Below are 19,887 nucleotides of genomic sequence, written 5' to 3' on the forward strand. Positions count from 1 at the left end.
ATGCAAAGTTTAATATCTTTGCTTAATGTGAAGGAACCCGCGGGTATATTAGACTGGAAAAAAATTTTATTATCCGCCCGATATCATAAAGTCTCACCTCTTTTGTTTTATAAAATTAAAGATTTTAAGAAAATATCCGTACCCTGCGATATTTATCTTTACCTGGAAAAAACTTATAAAATAAATTCAATAAGGAATACATTTATCCTTGATGAGTTTGAACAAATCCGCTCATCATTTCAAAAAGAAAATATACCTGTTATTTTATTAAAGGGCATATTCTTTTTACATACGGTTTACAATGTCCATATCGGGACAAGAAGAATGGAAGATGTGGATATTTTAATAAGGGAAGAGGATGTGGAAAGGGCCGATGGTGTTCTCAAATCTTTTGGATACATCCCACCCTGTGGAGGCGGATACAGAAAAGTCAAGATGTATTTTAAACATGAAAAAGACCGGCCTGTGCTTGCGCCCTTACACCTTCATTGGCATATTGTGAATTTATCCGGGGATTTTATTGAATTAAACTGGCCGAAAATTAATATTCCGGAAATCTGGCAATTTGCAAAACCAGCGGATAAAGAAAAAAATATTTATATTATGTCTCCGGAATATATGCTTCTGTCTTTGTGCGAACACGGCCTGAGGCATGGTTTTTGCAGGATAAATATTATATACGATATTCATTCCTATGTTACGCGATATAAGAATTCTCTGGATTGGGACAAACTTCAAAATCTATCCTGCTCCTGGAACTTGATTGTCCCGCTGTATTTAGGGCTTTTTTTAAGCAATGAGATGTTTTACACCGGCCTCCCGGAAAAATTTCTCAATGATTTAAGGCCGGAAGGAATTTCTTTATGGGAAAAATGCGTCATAAATTATATCAGGAAAAGCAGGGTCCCAAACGAGGATATTTGTATTCTTTTGTATATGGCGGTAAATAAAAAATTTTCAGATAAGGCTAGATTTATTTTTACGGGATTATCTTTAAGGTTGAATAATTGATATAATATAACATAATAAGAAAAGATTGTGTTCAAAATGGGAATTAATAATAAATCAATAAAAATAATTTTAAATGTTTTAATTATATTCAGGGTTATAACAATCAGCCAGGCAATCTCATCGGGGGGTGACGGGAAAATTATCTATGGGAATGTAACTGCGCCCGCTAACCAGCCAAAAACACGTGATTTTTCTGTCGGCGGCAGCTGGGGGGCGGTGAACAGTCTGCCCGCCGCGGAAACAGTTATCAATCGCGTGATTGTAAAGGTATCGCCCCAGGATGATGAGTATGTTGCGGGTGTGCTTACCTCGGCCAATACCCGGCTTACCGTTTATACGTATTCAGGAGGAAGCTGGACATTGAGCTGGTTTGACAATGCCCCTCCTTCTGCGCTTTTTGGGAATTTTGACATTGAATATGAACAGGACTCGGGGGACTGCCTTGTGGTTTATTCAAACGGGGGGACAACTAATGAGCTTTCTTATAGAAAACGCGTGGACGGTGTCTGGGATATCTCTTCTTCAACATTAGAATCTAACAGGACCACCAATAGGGTAGAGTGGGTGGTAATGGAGGCAAGGCCCGGCATTGATGAGATTGCCCTTGCTTTTTCTGACGCCAACGATGACCTGAATGCCTTTATCTGGGACGGTTCTGCATGGACCGCGGAGCCAGCCGTGTTATTGAGCGGGACATTAGTTAATACAAATACCAAAAAATTTGATATTGCTTATGAACAGTCGAGCGGCGATGTCCTGCTTGTATACAGTATTAACGGGACCGCGGGTGTGGGTGCCGCGACCAAGGCCGCGGGTTCAACTGTATGGAATAATACTGCTGATGACGGAGTGTTTCGTGATGTTTCCAATATTATTGACCTGGGTTCTGAACCAGGCACGGATTATATCGCCTTTGGATCTTACGCTACCGGGACAAACGACACGCAGGTGGGAATTTGGAATGGTTCCGGCGGGATAAGCCTGTTTAATAATGCCGATACAGGCGGCGGCGCCGCGGCATATTATGAAGCTGTGGCCTGCGGCTGGGCAGGCACGGGGGCAGGCAGGAGGGCGGTTGTTGTTTATACAGACGCGGCCGCTTTGAACTTAAGCTATTTTACATGGTTAAAAAGCTCGGCGTCGTGGGAGCAGGCGGCAAATAACCCGGCAAGGACTCCGAATTATTTTGTTTCAGGCGTAAAGCGGCATCTAAAAGTAAATCACGACCCGAATTTTGCAACTAACGGCCTGATGTGGTTAAGTGCGATAGATTCCAATTCCGATTTATGGGTATTGAATTATGACGGTGTAACAGGCGCCTCGAATTGGACGGTTATAGATGATGGAACAGCGGGAGATAATCCTATTGAAAACAGTCTGAGTAATGCCGCGTATCCATGCGCGGGTATTGCCTTCACTAATTTTGATCCCACATTGGTTGAGTTAATCGCTTTTCAGGCGGTATCCCGGGACAGGCAAGCGGTGATTACATGGAAAACCGCATCGGAATTGCGCACACGCGGCTTCAAAATATACCGCACTTTTTCACCGGATAATCCAAACAGCTATGAAGAAATTACACAAAAAATTATCCCTGCTTTTGGTAATCCCTTTTCAGGCAGGGAATATCAATATATTGATGAAAATCCTCCCTTGAATATTTGTTACATATTGGAAGAGGTAATGAAGGATGGGCGGGTGAAACGTCTTGCTTCCGCGCGGCTGGATGACGGGACAAACTTTCCGGAACAAACATCCCCTGAATCTCCGGAAAACAAAAAGCCTGTTCTTTCCCGGAGCAAAAAGCCGGATTTTAAAGGGAAGGCATTAACTTCCGCAAGCAAAGAAAAAGATTATGTGAAAATGAAGATGAGAAAACATAATTATGAAAGTTTTAATCCTTTAAAAATAGAAGTCGAAGAAGAAGGGATTTACCGGATTACGGCACAAGACCTGATTGATTGCGGCTGGGACATTGACAAGATTAATCCCCGGCGGGTAAGTATGTCCAGCCGGGGGAAAACGGTTCCTATCCATATTTTTGGCGAAAAAGACAAAAAGCTTGATGAAACAGATTATATCGAGTTTTATGGAAAACCTAATTTGACACGGTATACCCCCGTTAATATTTATTGGCTTAGACTTGACCAGCCGGATGTTTTGGGGATAAAACCTTTAAATCTTAATTACAGTGAACCAGTTGCTGCGGATTATATTGAGACAGTCCGTTGTGAGGAAAATATTTCTTATTACCCGGAATTTAAAGGCGGTGAACACTGGTTTTTTGAGGAAGAATTTATTTCACCCGCGTGTTTTGATTTTAAAATTAATCTGGACCGTATTGTTTATGCCGGGGATGAGGCCGTTTTAAGAGTTAATTTTATGGGCGGGTCAGGGTGGGGATTTGGTGCGGGCTATAATCGTCAAAAGGCGGTTATTTACCTGAATGATAATTTAATAGGAGAGGCCGGATGGGTTAATGACGAGGCGTTTACTTTTAACGAGAAAATATCCGTGAATCTTTTATTGGAAGGAGAAAATAAACTAACGATTAAGTCGCCTGATGAAGGAGGCAGACTTTCTCAAATTTTTCTTTTGAACTGGTTTGAGATTATTTACCCGCGCGAACTTTACGCGAAAGAAAATAAAATTATTTTTAATGCCGGGACTGGTTCAGATGAAACTTCTTTTAAAATCAGGGGTTTTTCTTCGCCGGATATCGAAGTATTTGCACATGAAAGGGGAAAAGTATTTAGTCTTACTAATATTAAGGTTAGCGGGGAAACAGAAGATGATTATTCAGTTATTTTTAAAGGGCTCGATTCGAAAAATACCCGTTATCTTGTTTTTGCCGACAGCGCCGTAATCGAACCTTATATATATCCGGATAGGGCGTCGAATCTTAGAGGCAGGAATAATCAGGCGGATTATCTGGTTATTTTTCCTCGTGATTTTAAGGAGGTTTTACAGCCGCTTATTGAGCACCGGAGGGCGCAGGGCCTTAATGTCAAATTAGTTGATGCCGAAGACATTTATGATGAGTTCAATTCCGGAATATTTTCGCCTGAGGCAATCAAAGATTTTTTGAAATACGCTTACCAAAAGTGGCGCAGTCCAAGGCCCGTATTTGTGCTTTTGGCCGGGGACGGCACATTTGATTATCGGGATTTCTGGCAGTCAGGAGAAAAAAATCTGGTTCCCGTTTTTTTAACGGATACACCTGATTTTGGCGAGACCGTGTCGGATAACTGGTTTGTGGATTTTAATAATGACATAATGCCTGAAATGTTTATTGGAAGGCTGCCGGTCAAAAATAATACCCAGCTTGGTTCGGTTATTGAAAAAATCCTGAGCTATGAAAATATAAATCATACCGTGGACTGGAGTAAAAAACTTCTTTTTGCAGCGGACATCGGCGCTCAATTTGAAATAGCTTCGGATGAATTGGCTGGTATATTTTCCTCTTCCGGTTATTCCGCAATCAAATTATATTTAAGCCGGTCCACACCTGAAATTATAAGGCAGTCAATCATTAATAATATAAATGACGGCATTTTAATGTTTAACTATTCAGGGCACGCGGGAATAAGCCTTTTATCAAGCAGCCGTATATTCCAAGATTCCGACATAGAATATCTTAACAATAATGGGTCACCGATTATATTTTTAGCAATGGATTGTGCCACGGGTTATTTCATTTATCCCGGAGGCCTGGATTGCCTTGCTGAAATACTGCTTGCCGCGGATGGAAAAGGGTCGGTTGCCTGTGTCGCTCCAAGCGGACTTTCTTCTGTTTTAGAACAGAAGATATTCGGAGAGGGTTTTTACAGGCCATTTTTTGAGGAAGGTGAATATGTATTGGGAGCGCTTCATTACAGGGCAAAACATAATTTATATCAAAAGAAAAGTATGATAGGTTCCAGTAATAAAGTGGAAAATGTTATCCAGACTTTTAATCTTTTGGGAGATCCTGCTTTGCTTATAAGGCGGGAAGGCGGGGACTATAATTATCCCCGTTCCTTGATTTTTCATTTGCAGGAAATGCTAAAGCAGGATAAAAGACAAAAATGACAGACTCAAATTCAGGGAAAATATTTAATAATATTCTGGCAAATGCCGAATTAAAAAAGATTCCTTTATGGGCGCACCTTGACCTTACATACAAGTGCAACCTTAATTGTGTCCACTGTTACTGCCAGAACCTTTCGAAAGATTTTTCCCGCAGTCAAAGGGAAATGGAAACGCGGGAAATATTTAGTTTAATAGATCAATTGGCTGAAACGGGGTCTTTATATCTTACGCTTTCCGGGGGGGAACTTTTTACGCGCCCTGATTTTTTTGAAATAGCTTTTTACGCCAAAAAAAGAAATTTCGCGCTTAATATATTTACTAACGGCACGTTAATAAATGAAGAAACAGCAAACCGCCTCGCGGAATTACAGCCCCTTGTAATCGAAATGAGCATTTACGGGGCTGATGCGGGTGTTCACGACGCCATTACCCGGGTGCCAGGTTCTTTTAATAAATTGCTGGAGGCGGTAAAAATGTTGAAAAAAAATAATTTAAAAGTCGGCCTTAAATCCACCTTAATGAAACCTAATTTTCACTCCTCGGAAGAAATTTCAAAATTTTCTTTAGAAAGCGGCGCGGATGATTACCATTTTAATATTGAAATATCCCCTAAGAATGACGGTTCAAGGTTGCCGCAGGAATACCAGCTTGATGAAAAAGAGATGAAATATGTTTTATCTCAAACAAACGAATTCACGGCAAAAAAACATGAATATTGGAATGAACCTCTCTCAAAACCTCTCTGCGGGACAGGTTCTATCGGGTGTTATATATCCCCGTACGGCGATGTTTATCCATGCATTCAATTGCTTATTCCAATGGGAAACATCAGGCAAAAGTCTTTCAGGGAAATATGGTATTCCGCCTCGGTTTTACGTTCGCGGTTAAACTCGCTTCATACATATGCCGATTTGCCTTTATGCCGTTCCTGTGAATATGTAAAATCCTGCAAAAAATGTATCGGGTTGTCTCATTTAGAGAAAAAAGACATGGAAGCATGTTATAATACGTTAAAAAGTATTTCGAAGATAGATTATGAACTATCAGGAGGCGGGTAACCATGCAGAATAAAAAAAAGATTTATGGAAAACCAAAACTGGAACCGGTTAAAATGCTGGAAGTGGGTGCTTTGCTTTGCTGCCGCGCAACTATATTTACCTGTTCCGTTGCGAACAGGAACAGCAAAGGTAAATCGCGGCGGGGAAGAGACTCGTCGTAATGGCAGAATATACAATTGATAACTTTGTTAATGGCTGGCTTTTAAAAGAGGCAGTCTGTAAAAACAGGTCCGTCTGGGTAAAAGTCAATGGCAGGAGTATGTTTCCTTTTTTTGATAATGGCACTCTTGTCCAGGTTATTTTATGTTCCCTTGAAGACGTTCACAGGGGCGATATTGTTATATTTGAAGATGTAACGGACATTGTTTGTCACCGTGTTTTAAAAAGAATAAAATTAAAAGGCGAATTGTTTTTAAAAACAAAGGGGGACACTTCTTTTTATTTTGATTCCCCGGTTAAACAAGAAAAAGTGATTGGTAAAATTTTGATTTTTAAAAGGATGGGATTCAATATAAATATAAACAACCCTGGTGCGCGCTCTATTGGACTTTTCCTGAGTTATTTACTGCCGTTTGTTGCCCGTTCAGTTTATTATTTAAAAAAAATATGCATTTTGTCAGAATCAGCATAGCTGATATTGTATTTGAAATTTTAAGCCCCAGCAAAAGATTTATAATTTGGCTTGAAGAAAATTACAAACCGTTTTTTTCTAAAAAAAATGCGGAATTTAAACTATTTCTAAAATTTGACAAAAAAAAGGGAAATAACATTTCTTCGTCATCCATCAGCAAATGGTCAGGTACGCAATTCTATGCGGAAACAGATTTTTTTGATGTGGATATGGATTATTCACGGGGGGAAATTACCGCGTCTTTTAATTCCGGATCAGGGATTGTCGATTTACTGAAACTCTTATGCGGAGTGATACTCGCAAAAAAAGGCGGGTTTTTATTGCACAGCTGTGGTGTGATAGAAAAAGAATTTTCTTATATTTTTTTCGGGCCTTCGGGAAGCGGAAAAACAACTATCGCGGGTTTATCCGGGGGCAGGACAATTTTAAGCGATGAAACAACAGCCGTAATTCCCAAAAATGGTTTTTATTATGCTTATGCCACCCCTTTTTTTGGAGAATTCGGCCAGGTAAAAAATAATACCGGCGCTCCTGTAAAGGCATTTTTTAACATAAAAAAAGATACTTGTTTTAAGCTTTTCCCGGTTAAACCTGTCAGCGCGGCAAAGGAGATGCTTTGTCATACCGTGTTAAATATACTTGACTGCCAGACAACCGGCCATTTATTAAATACGCTGGATTCGCTTGTAAAAAAAATACCCAGCTATGAACTTCATTTTAAAAAAGAACCTGAAATATGGGAGTATATAAATGGATTTGTCAGATAGGCGCGTAAAAAAGAATGATAATATCGCGTGGAGAATTATTGAGGAAGAAGCGCTTTTAGTAAGCCCGAAAGACAGCCTTATTTATCCTTTGAATAATGTCGGCACAAGGGTCTGGGAATTACTTAATGGTGAAAAAACATGTAAAGATATTATCGATATTATAAATGAAGAATTTGAGGGTGAAAAGACAGAAATAAATGAAGATATTTTGGATTTTATTAAAAAGTTAACGGACAACGGCCTGGCATCTTTAATTTGACAAGGGGTCCTGACCCCTTGTCATGCAGGGATAATAATAAAACATCAATTTTTTAAGAAAAGTTGACGATAATTCAGGATAAGTGAGAAAATATGTACGAAGAATATTGGAAATTGAGCAGTAAACCATTTAATAACACACCTGACCCGAAGTTTTTTTATAAATCTCAAAGCCATGAAGAGGTTTTAATGCGGCTGCATTATACAATTGAGCAAAACCTCGGCGCGGCCGTGCTGACCGGTGTGTTCGGGTGCGGGAAAACGGTTGTGGGGCAGGTGCTGTGCGACGAACTTCCTCTTGATAAATACAGGGTCGCGTTTATCAATAATCCCCAGCTTGATTACGTCGATTTGCTAAGGTCGGTTGTCCGCAGTTTAAAGTCCATAGATTTGCCCGCCAAAAAATCAGAGCTTTCGGCGGATTATTTACTGGAACTTTTGGGGGATATCCTGGAAAATAACCTTCGCGACGGCCGTGAAACAATAATCATTATTGATGAAGCCCACATTATAAAAAACGAGCAGACCCTTGAAGGACTGCGCCTCCTTCTTAATTTCCAGAGCAGGGACAGGTTCTTATTGACTTTATTCCTTTTCGGCCAGCCTGAATTAAAACAGCAGATTGAGGACAACAAACAACTGGACCAGAGAATTGCCATAAAATGTCACCTGGGGCCTTTCAGCCTGGAGGAAGTCAGTGATTATATAAATTACAGGATAAATATCGCCGGAGTAAAGAACCCGATGTTTGATGAAAGCGCCATTAAATCAATAAGCAATTATTCAGGCGGGATACCGAGAAGGATTAACAGGGCGTGTGATTTAAGTTTACTGCTTGGGATGTATAAAAATGCCGCTGTGATAAACGGGGAAATGGTAAATGAGAGCCTGCAGAACCTGGGAAACTGATAGAGTCCTCTGGCAAATTAATTGTCAGGTGTTATGACAGTTTGAATTTGTTGCCAAATCCAAACCGTCATAACACTATTATAAATTAACTTTACACTAGAGGTTTTTTTGATTAATTAGAGGAGAACTTCGTGCCTCAGTATGAATTAAACATAAGGGATTATTTAAGGATTTTTCGCCGCAGAAAAATCATAATAATTTTGACTTTTTTTGCCGTTACCCTGGGAAGCGCCGTTTTTATTTCCATGCAGACAGAGGTGTTTCAGGCCTCCAGTACAGTAAAGATACTTGAAAGAAAAACAGTCGCGGGTTTGCTTACGGAATGGGTCACTTATAATCCCGCGGATATGATGTCTTCCCAGACTAAGATAATCAAAGGTTTTTCGATTGTGCAAAAAGTGGCCGTGAGGATGGGGTTGATAAATGACAGCACCGCGGCTGAAAAGATTGATGAAGTTATTCTGAATTTACAGAGCAAGATAAATACGGAACGCGTTTCCGACACAAACATCATTCAGATTACAGCAAGTTCAAATAACGCGGAAGAAGTTACCAGGCTTGCAAATATGTTTGCGGAAGTGTATGTTGAAGAAAGTCTTTTAGAAAAAACCGAACAGGCGCGTAATGCCCGGAAATTTATTGAAGACCAGCTGTCCCAGCTGGAGTCAAGGCTTGCAAAGAAGGAAAACCGTTTAAAAAAAGTTGAAGAAAAAGTAAAAAATATAAGGCTGGCAGAAGCGATCCAGAGAAATTCAGCGGATTTACAGTTTAAATTAAACACGCTTTTGCAAAAATACACGGAGGAACATCCGCGGGTAAAAGAAGCCAGGGAACAGATTAAAGACCTGGAGTCGCAGTTAAAAGATTTTTCCGGCGAAGATTTGGAATATGCCAGGCTGAGCCGTGAATTAGAGGCAGATAAAAAACTTTTTAGTATATTAAAAGAACGGCTTGAAGAAGCGCGCATTAATGAAGCGCAAAAAGTAGGAGATGTTTCTGTTGTTAATCCGGCGGTCATGCCTCTTTATCCGATTTCACCGCAAAAAAAAATAGCAACGTTTATCGGCGGATTAGCCGGGCTGCTTTTGGGAATAGTTTTTGCTTTTCTCTTTGAAACATTGGACACGTCTATAGGAACAATTGAAGATGTGGAAAAATTGCTGGGACTTCCGATTTTAGGCGTTATTCCGTCAATAACTCCTTACCTTGACAAGAACAAGGATATTTTCAGAAAGTTTAAAGATAAATTTATTAATAAGAGTGAAGTTGAAGAGGGGTATATACGTTTGATTACTCATTATAAACCCTTATCGCACATAGCGGAATCCTACCGCAATATCCGTACCAATATTGAAATTACTCCAAACCTGAAAACTCTTCTTGTCACAAGTACAGGCCCGAGAGAAGGAAAAAGCACGGTTATGGTGAACGTGGGCCTTACTTTTGCCCAAAAGGGATTAAAAACACTTTTGGTTTCTACTGATTTGAGACGCCCTGTTTTGGCTGAGACTTTTGGATTGTCAAATGAACCCGGCATAATCGAAGTTGTTACAGGTTCATCAAAATTGGAAAACAGCATTAAAGGCATTTCCGATTTTATGCTGGGAAAAATGGCGCTGGAAGATGTAGTGAAAACAGGTGATTTGGAAAAGATAAGTATATTACCCAGCGGACGCGCGACAGAAAATATTTCAGAAATTTTGGGGACGCCTGAATTCGCAAAATTAATTGAAGAACTTAAAAGCAAATTCGATATAATTATATTTGATTCTCCGCCGGTCCTTCCTATAGCGGACGCCAGTATCCTGGCCCCGAAGGTCGATGGTGTTATCCTGTGCTATGAAATCGGGAAAACCGCGAGAGGCCCCCTCCTTCGGACTAAAATCCAGTTAGAATCAGTTGGCGCGAAACTTTTAGGTGTTATCTTAAACCATACGGCACCTCAAACTGAAGCTGTGGAATTTCCGTATTATTACGGCAGGTATAAAAATCCGTATGGTGAGCCAATAGATAAAATATAGCAAAAAAATGGGGTTTAATTTTCCTTTTCAAGTGCCTATAGTTATTATTTTGGGTTTAGTCCTTTTTTTGATTGCCTTTATAAAAATAGACATAGCCCTTATTATTTTCGTTTTCTCGATGCTGCTCTCGCCGGAAATTAACATAGGAGGCATCCCGGGAAGGGCCGTGGTTATCCGCTTTGATGATATTCTGCTGCTCATGATTTTTATAGGCTGGCTGGCTAAGATGTCCATAAATAAAGAAATAGGGCTGATAAGAGTCAATCCAATCAATACGCCCGTCCTTTCCTATATTGTTGTTTGTTTATTGTCAACAACCATAGCAGTTTTACAGGGAATTGTAAACCCTGTACACAGTATATTTTATATTCTGAAATATACGGAATATTTTTTAGTTTTTTTTATGGTAAGCAATAATATCAAGGACGAAAAACAGGTAAAAAAATTTGTTTTTTATATGCTACTTGTGTGCTTTATTGTAAGTATATTTGCTTTAATAACGTCTTTGAAAACAGGGCTTAGGGCTACTGCCCCTTTTGAAGGAAAGGAAGGAGAACCTAACACGTTTGCAGGGTATCTGATTTTAATGATGGGATTGGCTCTTGGAATTTTCATTTATGCCGGTTCAATGGAGTTACATCTTGCATCAGGCTGTTTTTTCCTGTTTCTGCTGGCCCCTTTTATTTATACTTTTTCCAGGAGCGGCTGGCTCGGATTCTTCGGGATGTACCTGGCCTTTATATTTTTTTCAAAGAAACATAAAAAAATTTTAACGCTCGGCCTTATTTTATCTATTTTTATTTCCCCTTTTGTCCTGCCCGGCGCGGCCCAGAAACGTTATGACGCTACATTTGTCGGCAGAGACAATTATTATATTTTAGGGAAAAAAGTGACATTAGATGAATCAGCGGCCGCGAGAATCAAAGCATGGAAATGGTCCCTGCAAAAATGGGTGGAACGGCCGCTCCTTGGATACGGGGTGCCCGGCGGCGGGACCCTTTTTGATGTCCAATATGCCCGCATATTGAGGGAAGTGGGGATTACAGGATTGTTTGTTTTCTCGTGGATGATTTTAAGGCTCTTCAGGGTCACTAAAGACAATTTTGGGAATTCTGAAATCGGCAGCTTCGGACAAGGTTTAAATTTAGGATTTTTTTGTTCATTAATAGGCCTTTTGGTTATGGGTATCGGGTCTGAGATTTTTATTATTATCCGCATTATGGAGCCGTTCTGGTTTTTGGCGGCAATAGTGGCGGTATTACCCGAGTTGAAAAATACTAGTGCTCTGGCAAATTAATCTAAGTTCTATTAACAACTAACTTTACAATGTACTGTCACTATCAGGGAATTGGGACATGCTAAAAACTGAAACTTTCGCAAAACAAAAATTCGGTTCAGGAAGGATAATCGGAAGTGTATTATGGAATTTCTCAGGCCAGCTGTGGATAGCGGTTTTATCGTTTTTTGCGACTCCTTTTATCGTATCCAGACTTGATGTTAATTTATACGGTATATACGGGTTAGTGGGAATAACCGTGGGGTATTTTTCATTTTTACATATGGGGATGGGGAATGCGGCGGTAAAGTATATGGCTCAGTATTTAGCGGTTACAGACGAGGAAAAAATAAGAAAAGTTTACTGGGCTTCACTATCAAGTTCTTTTCTTTTAGGGTCGGCCGGGATGGTAGTAATTATTTTTTTCAGCCGTTTAATCGCAGGGAAATTTTTTCATATAGAACCTGAATTTTTAGAAACCGCGGTGAGCGCCATTCGTTTAGGCTCTTTGGGATTTTTATTTTCTTTACTTTTAGGAGCGGTGAACAGTATTATACAGGCGGAAGGAAGGTTTGACACGTTAAACCGGGTTGGAATATTCATGAATACCCTGCAGGTATTTCTCGCGATTATTTTGTTAAAATCCGGGTTTTCTCTTAAAGGTGTAATTTTCTCCGGGATTTTTGTACAGGTGACCGGATTTTTTATATATTTTTTGATTGTGCGGAAAAAAATGCCTTCCTTGTGTTTTCCTGTAGTGGACATTCATACAGTAAAACAACTTTTTAAATTTGGAGCATTCATCAGCGTTTCTTCGCTGGTTGCGCCCTTTTTACTGAACATAGAAAAAATATTTTTGACTTCGGTAAATTCTTTATCGAAACTTACATATTACCTTATACCGTTTTTGCTGGTAGACAGGTTATCTTTGGTCCGTTCCTCTGTTTCTTCTGTCCTTTTCCCGAGTTTCAGTTATTTCAATGACGCAGTTGATAAAGAAAAAAATGCCAATTTGCATTACCAGGGGGTAATTTGCATTGTTTTTTTGTATGTTTTTTTTATCTCTTTTTTTATTATTTTTGCCCGGCCGTTTTTGGCTGCCTGGCTGGGAAATGATTTTGTTTTACAATCAGCGGATATACTTATTATTCTTTCATTCGGGGGCGTGATTAACGCAATGGCCGCTCCTTCCTTAGCGGCTTTACAGGGAATGGGAAAACCGCATTTGCCCGCGTTTTTTCATATAATAGAAATGGTGCTCTATATTCCTCTAAGTTATATATTAATTCTTAAATTTGCGGGTTTGGGGGCTGCCTGGGCGTGGGTATTGCGTGTTTCGGCAGATACCTTCCTTTTACACAATGCCATATGCCGTTTTTTTAATATTTCTATTTTTACGTGGTACGGAAGGATTATCTTTAAGGTTTTCCTGCCCGCGTCATTATGCGTTATATTGTTTTTTTTGATAAGCAGGCTGGATCTGCCTTTTCTGTCCGCGGCAAATCTCGGGGGTGTGGCTTTGGTGTTTGTTGTTTATATTGTTGTTGTATGGAGATACGGCTTGGACGATGTATTAAAGGAAAAAATTTTACTTTTTATAAAAGAAAATGCAAAAAATTATTAAAACAGGGCCGTTTCCTGATTGTATGGTTTGCGGCAGGCCGGGCGCTGAAAAATACGGAGATTTGTCCGACCGTTTTGGCCTCGTGAAAGGCAGGTTTATATTAAAGGAATGTTCATCATGCGGCTTACTCTGGCTTGACCCGCGCCCCGTTTCCAGTGCAGTAATGGATTGCTATGATGAATATTACGCGGAAGAAGAGGCGAAAAACGGTGTGTTTATTTCATCAAAACGGTTTTTGGGCGGTTTTAGAGACGCGTTTCGGGAAGGGATTATCTGCGGTTATTACGGATACCGTAATTTTCATAACAAACACAGGTTTTGCGGATTGTACGGATTTCTTGGACATGTTCCTCTTTTACGGGCGAAAGCAATATATGAATTAGGCGGGCTTTTTCCTTTCTTTAATCCTGACCCCGGGGCTTTGTTTTTGGATGTAGGCTGCGGGAAAGGGGATTTTTTGGATTTTTTGAGGAATGCCGGATGTCCTAATCTGATGGGAATTGAACCGCATTTTGTCGCGGCAGGGCTTGCTGAAAAAAGAGGTTTAAAGGTTTTTAAAGGCACGCTGGAAGAAGCGAAATTGCCGGATTCTTCAGTTGCGCAAGTAACAATGAACCATGTGGTTGAACATTTGCTTTCACCGGCTTTTACACTACAGGAGTGCTGGAGGATTCTTAAGCCGGGCGGGAAACTGGTTTTACGCACCCCAAACGTGAAAAGCTTCGGCCATAAGGTTTTTCATAAACACTGGATGGCTTTGGATCCGCCGCGGCATATATTTATTTTTTCGCCGCTGTCTTTGAATATACTTTTTGGAAAATTGCCTTTTAATAAATTTTCCATTAAAACAATAACCAGGAGCGCAAGAAATAATTATAATGCCAGCAAGAGCATCTCAGAAGGAAATAAGGATAATCTGAAGAATATATTGCCGCGAAAGAGACGTTATTTTTTTGCCTTTATGGAATGGTTGGGGTGCCGGTTTGGCAAAGATTGGGGAGAGGACATAGAACTAACAGCGGAAAAATAAGGAGGCGGGGAATGGGAAAAAATTATTTAAAATTATTGATAAAAAGATTATCGTGTTTAGTAAAAGGTATAAGAAATTTTGAAGAAAACGTTTATGTCTCTCCTTTTTGCGAAATTATTCACGCTGAAAGAATTGTTTTAAAAAAAGGCGCGGTTTTAGAAAAACACAGCCGGATTTACGCTAACGGGGAAAATGCGGCAATAGAAATTGGAAATTATACCACTATATATCCTTACGCTTTATTAAAGACAAACGGGGGCAGGATAAAAATAGGCAGGGATTGTTCGGTAAATGATTATGCCGTATTAAACGGGTTCGGCGGGATAGAGATAGGCGATGATGTGCATATCGCGCCGCATGTTGTAATTGTGGCTTCAGAGCATCAATATGAAAAATTAGGCACACCCTGTTTCAGCACTGATATGCGGGGTAATGGCATAAAAATAGAAAATAGTGTCTGGATAGGAGCAAACGCGGTGATTCTTGATGGTGTTAATATCGGAACCGGCGCGGTAATCGGCGCCGGAGCGGTAGTAACAACAGATATTCCCGCTTACACGGTGGCGGCAGGTGTTCCCGCGAGAGTAATTAAAAAATGGAAGTAAAATGAAAATTCTATTAGTTTCTCCTCAAAACCGGACCATAAGGGGGGCAATCAGCGATTATTGCAAGAGAGGATTGGAATTTCTTGGAAATGAGGTTTATTGTTTTGATTTAGAGAATCATCCTTATGCTGAAAATAAAGTCATCGCTTTTTTTAAAAAAAAAGTAAGAAAAATTTTTCCGTCACTGCCTTCTCCTTATGAAATTTCCGCTGCTGTTAGATCCCTTAGCGATAAAGAGACAAATAAACGGCTTATTGCTTTTGCAAGACTTTGCAAGCCTGACTTAGTTTTGGTTTTTTTAGGAGAAAATATATCTGCAGGGACAATTGATGAAATAAAGAGAGAAACAGGAACGGTTTGCGTGAATTGGATTTTTGATACCTTGCTTTTACCTTATCGCCGGGAAATTTTTTACAAGGTCAGGTCCGCTTACGATTATATTTTTCTTGTAGATTCCACTGAGATACTAAGCGATCTTGGCGGAGATGCCAGCCGTATAATGTCTCTTCCTTTGGGCTGTGACATTTTTGTGCATAAAAAGATGTTACTATCGGAAAATGAGATGAAAAATTACGGCAGTGATGTGGCCTTTGTAGGAACTGTCACGCCGGAAAGGGAAAAATTCCTGGAAAAATTGACATGTTTTGACTTGAAAATATGGGGCCGCTTTGAAAATTGTTCACCCGGGTTAAAACATTGCCTGCAAAAAAAAGATATATATGCCGGAGAAGCTGTAAAAGTATATAATGCGTCGAAAATTATTATTGACCATCATATTTTATACGGCAGGAAAAAAAATATTTTTAACGTCACCCCGCGTGTTTTCGAAGTACCGGCAAGCGGAGGATTTCTTTTGACCCCGGATATTCCCCATCTGCGTGAATTTTATAAAGCAGGCGAGGAGATTATAGTTTATCATACAGTGGAAGAATTGGTGGAATTAGTGCGTTATTATTTGTCGCGCCCGGAGGAAATAAAGAAGATTTCTGAAAAGGCATATCAGCGGGCGCACAAGGAACACACTTATCAGAGGAGGCTGAAATATTTATTAGAAGCAGTTTCATAAATCGGTCCGTTACGAAGTTGAGCTATTAACAATTGATAATGTTATGGCAATCCGGATTTATCGACTAAGTTTTTGATTAAGTATCTGTAGCTCAATTTCGCAGTGATATGCGCCCCCCATCCCCCATTCCGATAGTAATCGGAACGGGGTGTTTCTTCGCATATCATCTGCTCATTTCGCACAGATACTAAATCTTCGCCCTTTAATGTCGATAAACCCAGATTGCCATAACACTGTCCTATAAATTATTTGTGGAAAAAACTGATAAACAAAGGATTCATCAAATGGTAAATGTTTTGTATTTACATGAGACTTCAATGCTTGCAGGCGCGGAAAACAGCCTTTGGAATTTAGTTAATAAAATTGATAAAGAACAATTTCATCCGGTATTTATTTGTCCTTGTGAAGGGCCGTTTGTTGACAAACTTAGACAACTGGGGATAAAAATATATTTTGTCAAATTCCCGCCGGTTAGAGAAATTTTAGGAATACCGCGGGCAACAGCTGAAATCCGCGGCATCACCAGGAAGGAAAAAATACATATTCTTCATTCCAATAGCATCAGGACACATATCTACGCGTCAATTGCGGGTAAATTAGATAAAATTCCCGTAATCTGGCACCAGCGCAATATGCTTACGGGCGAAAAAATAGATCCTGACAGGCTGTTTTCTTTTTTGCCTGACAGGATTATTTGTAATTCATGTGCAATAGGAAAACGGTTTTTGGTCAAAGACAAACTTCCGGATAAAGTCAGAATAGTCCTTAATGGAGTTGATCTGGAAAAATTCAATCCATTTTTGAATGCTGTCGAAATAAAAAAAGAATTTGGCATACTCCCCGGCGAGATTGTTATCGGGATCGCGTCCCGCTTTAATGTTTTTAAAGGGCATGATACTTTTTTTAAGGCCGCGCAAATGCTTATTTATAATACGCCTTATAAACTGAAAAATTTAAAATTTTTAATTGCCGGCGGAGCGGTTTTTGAAGAAGATAAGAAAAGAGAGAAAGACTTGAGGAAAATGGTTCATGAATTGGGTATAAATGATAGAGTGGTTTTTACGGGGTTCAGGCGGGATATGCCGGAAATTTATGCGGCGATGGATATTCTTGTGCTGCCGTCTGTTTATGAAGGATGTTCAAGGATAATTTTAGAATCAATGGCCTGCGGGAAACCGGTAGTAGCTACAAATTCGGGAGGAACACCCGAGATTTTAAAAGACGGTATCAGCGGTTTTTTGATTAAACCGGAAAATTCAGAGGCATTAGCGGAAAAAATCGCGGTCATGGTCCATGATATTGCGGCAGCAAAAAAAATGGGTGAAACAGGCAGAAAAATAGCCGAAGAAAACTTTTCTATAGAGAAAAACGTGGAGCAAATAGAAAAAATTTATCTGGAACTTATTCAAAAATGAATAAAAATACTTACTTAACCATAAGGCGAACTTTATTATTGCCGTTTTTATTTATAAGAAAAATAAAATTCCCAAAGGATTTCGAAATTAAAAAAATACTGGTTTTACGGCATGACCGGATAGGAGACATGATATTATCGACAGGAATATTTCATGCTTTAAAGAAAAAATATCCTGACGCTTATATTATTGTGCTTGCATCAAAAACCAATAGTGATATTATTCAAAATAATCCTGATGTTGATGAAATCCTGATTTACAAAGGGATTAAGCAGTTTATAAAAGAAATTAGGAAGAAGAAAGTAGATTTAGCTGTTGATTTATTCTTTACTTATGAATTAAAACAGGCTTTTTTGGCTTATCTATCCGGGGCAAGATACAGGTTAGGGTTTGAAAACGCGGGCAGGGAGATTTTCTTTAATATAAAAGGGCCGGGCATGGACAATAGCTGTTCTATGAACGACCATCTTGCCGGGCTTATAAGTTGCCTGGACATGGATTTTAAAGGTTATCAATTTCGCCTAAATTTATCTGATGAGGAAAAGAAATGGGCTGAAAATTATATGACTTCTCATGGCATTAAAAAGGACAGCTTTAAAATAGCGGTGCATCCTGGCGGTTTCTATCCAAGCCAGCGCTGGCCGGAAGAAAATTTTGTAAACATATCCGAGAAAATCATGGAGAATTATTCTTTTCAAATAATTCTTTTTGGAGATAAAAATGAAGAAAAGTTATTAAAAAATATAAAACATAAAATAGAAAGTGGAAATGTCAGCATATTTTGCAGTTTAACTCTCAGGCAGGCTGTATCTTTATTAAATGAGTGTGATTTTTTTATAGGAAACAATTCCGGTTTACTGCATATCGCGTACGCTTTAAAAATACCGGCCGTGTCAATGATGGGTCCGACAGACCCTGTTCTTTGGCGGCCGGAGGGAGAGAATAATATTGTTCTCCGGAAAGATTTGGAATGCAGCCCGTGCGGCAGGGCAAAATGCGAAGATCATAAATGCATGAATTTAATATCAGCGGATGAGGTTTTTGAAGCTGTGAAAAACCTTGTGGAAGAAGTTTATGGAGCTAAAAAGTATAAAAAAGATTCTTGTAATTAACCTTGGGGGCATTGGTGATGTGCTTTTATCGCTTCCGGCTTTAAAGGCGTTAAGAAAATTTTATCCCCAGGCGGAAATTTACGGCCTTTTTAATTATAGAAGTTGCGATTTGGTAAAAGGCCTGCCGTATTTTAATAAAATTGTAATTTTTGATATCGAATACGGGGGATTGATATTCTTTAAAAATATTTTTACCAGCTTTAAAATATTGCTGATATTGCGCAGGGAACATTTTGATTTGGCAATAAATATGCGCACGATTGTTTCTGAAAAAAGCGCTGAAAAAATGAAGTTTATATTTAATATAATTAATCCCAAAATTAAAGCAGGCAGGGATACAGATGGAAAAGGCTGTTTTTTTGACATAAAAATCCCGGAAACACTTATTGGCAAAAAATATGAAATGGAATACGATATTGAAACAATAAAAGCTCTCGGGACAGATGTTTCTGATAAAAATATAGACTTTCAGATAGTGGAGGAAACAGCAAATAAAATCAATGAATTGCTAAAAAAAGAAGGGATATTTGCGGAAGATGTGCTTATTGGCATTCACCCCGGAGGTATGCCGACGCGGCGGTGGCCTGTGGAGAATTTTTCTAAAGCAGCAATAGAAATCAATAATATATTTAAATGTAAATTTATAATTACGGGCGGCAAGGATGATTTATATCTGGCTGATGAATTAAAAAAAATGGCCGGCCTTAAAATGATTGATATGACCGGCCGGCTTGACATAAAAGAACTGGGCGCCCTGATTAAACGATGTAATGTATATATTTCCAACGATACAGGACCGATGCACATGGCGGCAGTTTTGAAAACACCGTTAATAGCAATATTCGGACCGGGGGATTTGACCCGGTTTGATCCCCGGAATATTTCCGGGAAGGCAATTGTTTTATACACAAAAAAAGAATGTTCGCCATGTGAAAAAACAACTTGTGATTCGATGGAATGCTTAAAGGAAATTTCGGCGGGAGAAGTTGTTTCTGCGGCAAAATTATTGCTGCATAGTGATCTGTTAAATTAA

17 protein-coding genes are annotated in these 19,887 nt (G+C 39.4%); all 17 read left to right on the forward strand.

Features of this window, described 5'->3' with window-relative positions:
* The 17 genes from AB1498_11620 (at position 1) to AB1498_11700 (ending at position 19,887) form a co-directional block, all read left to right on the forward strand.
* Positions 1–1,011, forward strand: coding sequence for a nucleotidyltransferase family protein (locus AB1498_11620; GenBank protein MEW6088939.1), 1,011 nt, complete (start codon positions 1–3; stop codon positions 1,009–1,011).
* 36 nt (positions 1,012–1,047) lie between these two features.
* Positions 1,048–5,082, forward strand: a complete 4,035-nt coding sequence (locus tag AB1498_11625) for a C25 family cysteine peptidase (protein MEW6088940.1) — start codon at positions 1,048–1,050, stop codon at positions 5,080–5,082.
* Positions 5,079–6,140 carry a radical SAM protein gene (locus AB1498_11630; protein ID MEW6088941.1) on the forward strand — a complete coding sequence of 354 codons (1,062 nt, stop codon included), beginning with the start codon at positions 5,079–5,081 and terminating at the stop codon, positions 6,138–6,140. The genes AB1498_11625 and AB1498_11630 overlap by 4 nt, the downstream gene beginning before the upstream one ends.
* Before the next feature lie 2 nt (positions 6,141–6,142).
* Positions 6,143–6,301 (forward strand): hypothetical protein, encoded by a 159-nt coding sequence (locus AB1498_11635; GenBank protein ID MEW6088942.1) that lies wholly within the window; start codon positions 6,143–6,145, stop codon positions 6,299–6,301.
* Entirely contained in the window at positions 6,301–6,771 is a 471-nt protein-coding gene (locus AB1498_11640; protein ID MEW6088943.1) for a signal peptidase I, read from the forward strand. Before AB1498_11635 ends, AB1498_11640 begins: the two co-directional genes overlap by 1 nt.
* Entirely contained in the window at positions 6,747–7,538 is a 792-nt protein-coding gene (locus tag AB1498_11645; protein MEW6088944.1) for a hypothetical protein, read from the forward strand. Before AB1498_11640 ends, AB1498_11645 begins: the two co-directional genes overlap by 25 nt.
* Positions 7,522–7,797, forward strand: coding sequence for a PqqD family protein (locus tag AB1498_11650; GenBank protein ID MEW6088945.1), 276 nt, complete (start codon positions 7,522–7,524; stop codon positions 7,795–7,797). The genes AB1498_11645 and AB1498_11650 overlap by 17 nt, the downstream gene beginning before the upstream one ends.
* 92 nt (positions 7,798–7,889) lie before the next feature.
* Entirely contained in the window at positions 7,890–8,705 is an 816-nt protein-coding gene (locus AB1498_11655) for an AAA family ATPase (GenBank protein ID MEW6088946.1), read from the forward strand.
* 131 nt (positions 8,706–8,836) lie between these two features.
* Positions 8,837–10,726 carry a GNVR domain-containing protein gene (locus AB1498_11660; GenBank protein ID MEW6088947.1) on the forward strand — a complete coding sequence of 630 codons (1,890 nt, stop codon included), beginning with the start codon at positions 8,837–8,839 and terminating at the stop codon, positions 10,724–10,726.
* A 7-nt stretch (positions 10,727–10,733) separates the two neighbouring features.
* Positions 10,734–12,023, forward strand: coding sequence for an O-antigen ligase family protein (locus AB1498_11665; GenBank protein MEW6088948.1), 1,290 nt, complete (start codon positions 10,734–10,736; stop codon positions 12,021–12,023).
* A gap of 58 nt (positions 12,024–12,081) precedes the next feature.
* Positions 12,082–13,626 (forward strand): oligosaccharide flippase family protein, encoded by a 1,545-nt coding sequence (locus AB1498_11670; protein ID MEW6088949.1) that lies wholly within the window; start codon positions 12,082–12,084, stop codon positions 13,624–13,626.
* A complete protein-coding gene (locus tag AB1498_11675; protein ID MEW6088950.1) occupies positions 13,610–14,656 on the forward strand; it encodes a class I SAM-dependent methyltransferase in 1,047 nt (348 codons plus the stop codon). The genes AB1498_11670 and AB1498_11675 overlap by 17 nt, the downstream gene beginning before the upstream one ends.
* 11 nt (positions 14,657–14,667) lie before the next feature.
* Positions 14,668–15,261: an acyltransferase gene (locus AB1498_11680; protein ID MEW6088951.1), complete on the forward strand. Its 594-nt coding sequence runs from the start codon at positions 14,668–14,670 to the stop codon at positions 15,259–15,261.
* Between the two features lies 1 nt (position 15,262).
* Entirely contained in the window at positions 15,263–16,327 is a 1,065-nt protein-coding gene (locus AB1498_11685; GenBank protein ID MEW6088952.1) for a glycosyltransferase, read from the forward strand.
* Between the two features lie 284 nt (positions 16,328–16,611).
* Complete coding sequence (locus AB1498_11690; protein MEW6088953.1) at positions 16,612–17,742, forward strand: glycosyltransferase family 4 protein; 1,131 nt, start codon at positions 16,612–16,614, stop codon at positions 17,740–17,742.
* Positions 17,739–18,854, forward strand: coding sequence for a lipopolysaccharide heptosyltransferase II (gene waaF / locus AB1498_11695; GenBank protein MEW6088954.1), 1,116 nt, complete (start codon positions 17,739–17,741; stop codon positions 18,852–18,854). Before AB1498_11690 ends, waaF begins: the two co-directional genes overlap by 4 nt.
* Positions 18,817–19,887 carry a glycosyltransferase family 9 protein gene (locus tag AB1498_11700; GenBank protein ID MEW6088955.1) on the forward strand — a complete coding sequence of 357 codons (1,071 nt, stop codon included), beginning with the start codon at positions 18,817–18,819 and terminating at the stop codon, positions 19,885–19,887. Before waaF ends, AB1498_11700 begins: the two co-directional genes overlap by 38 nt.

Source organism: bacterium, assembly GCA_040754625.1.
Lineage (GTDB): Bacteria > JACRDZ01 > JAQUKH01 > JAQUKH01 > JAQUKH01 > JAQUKH01.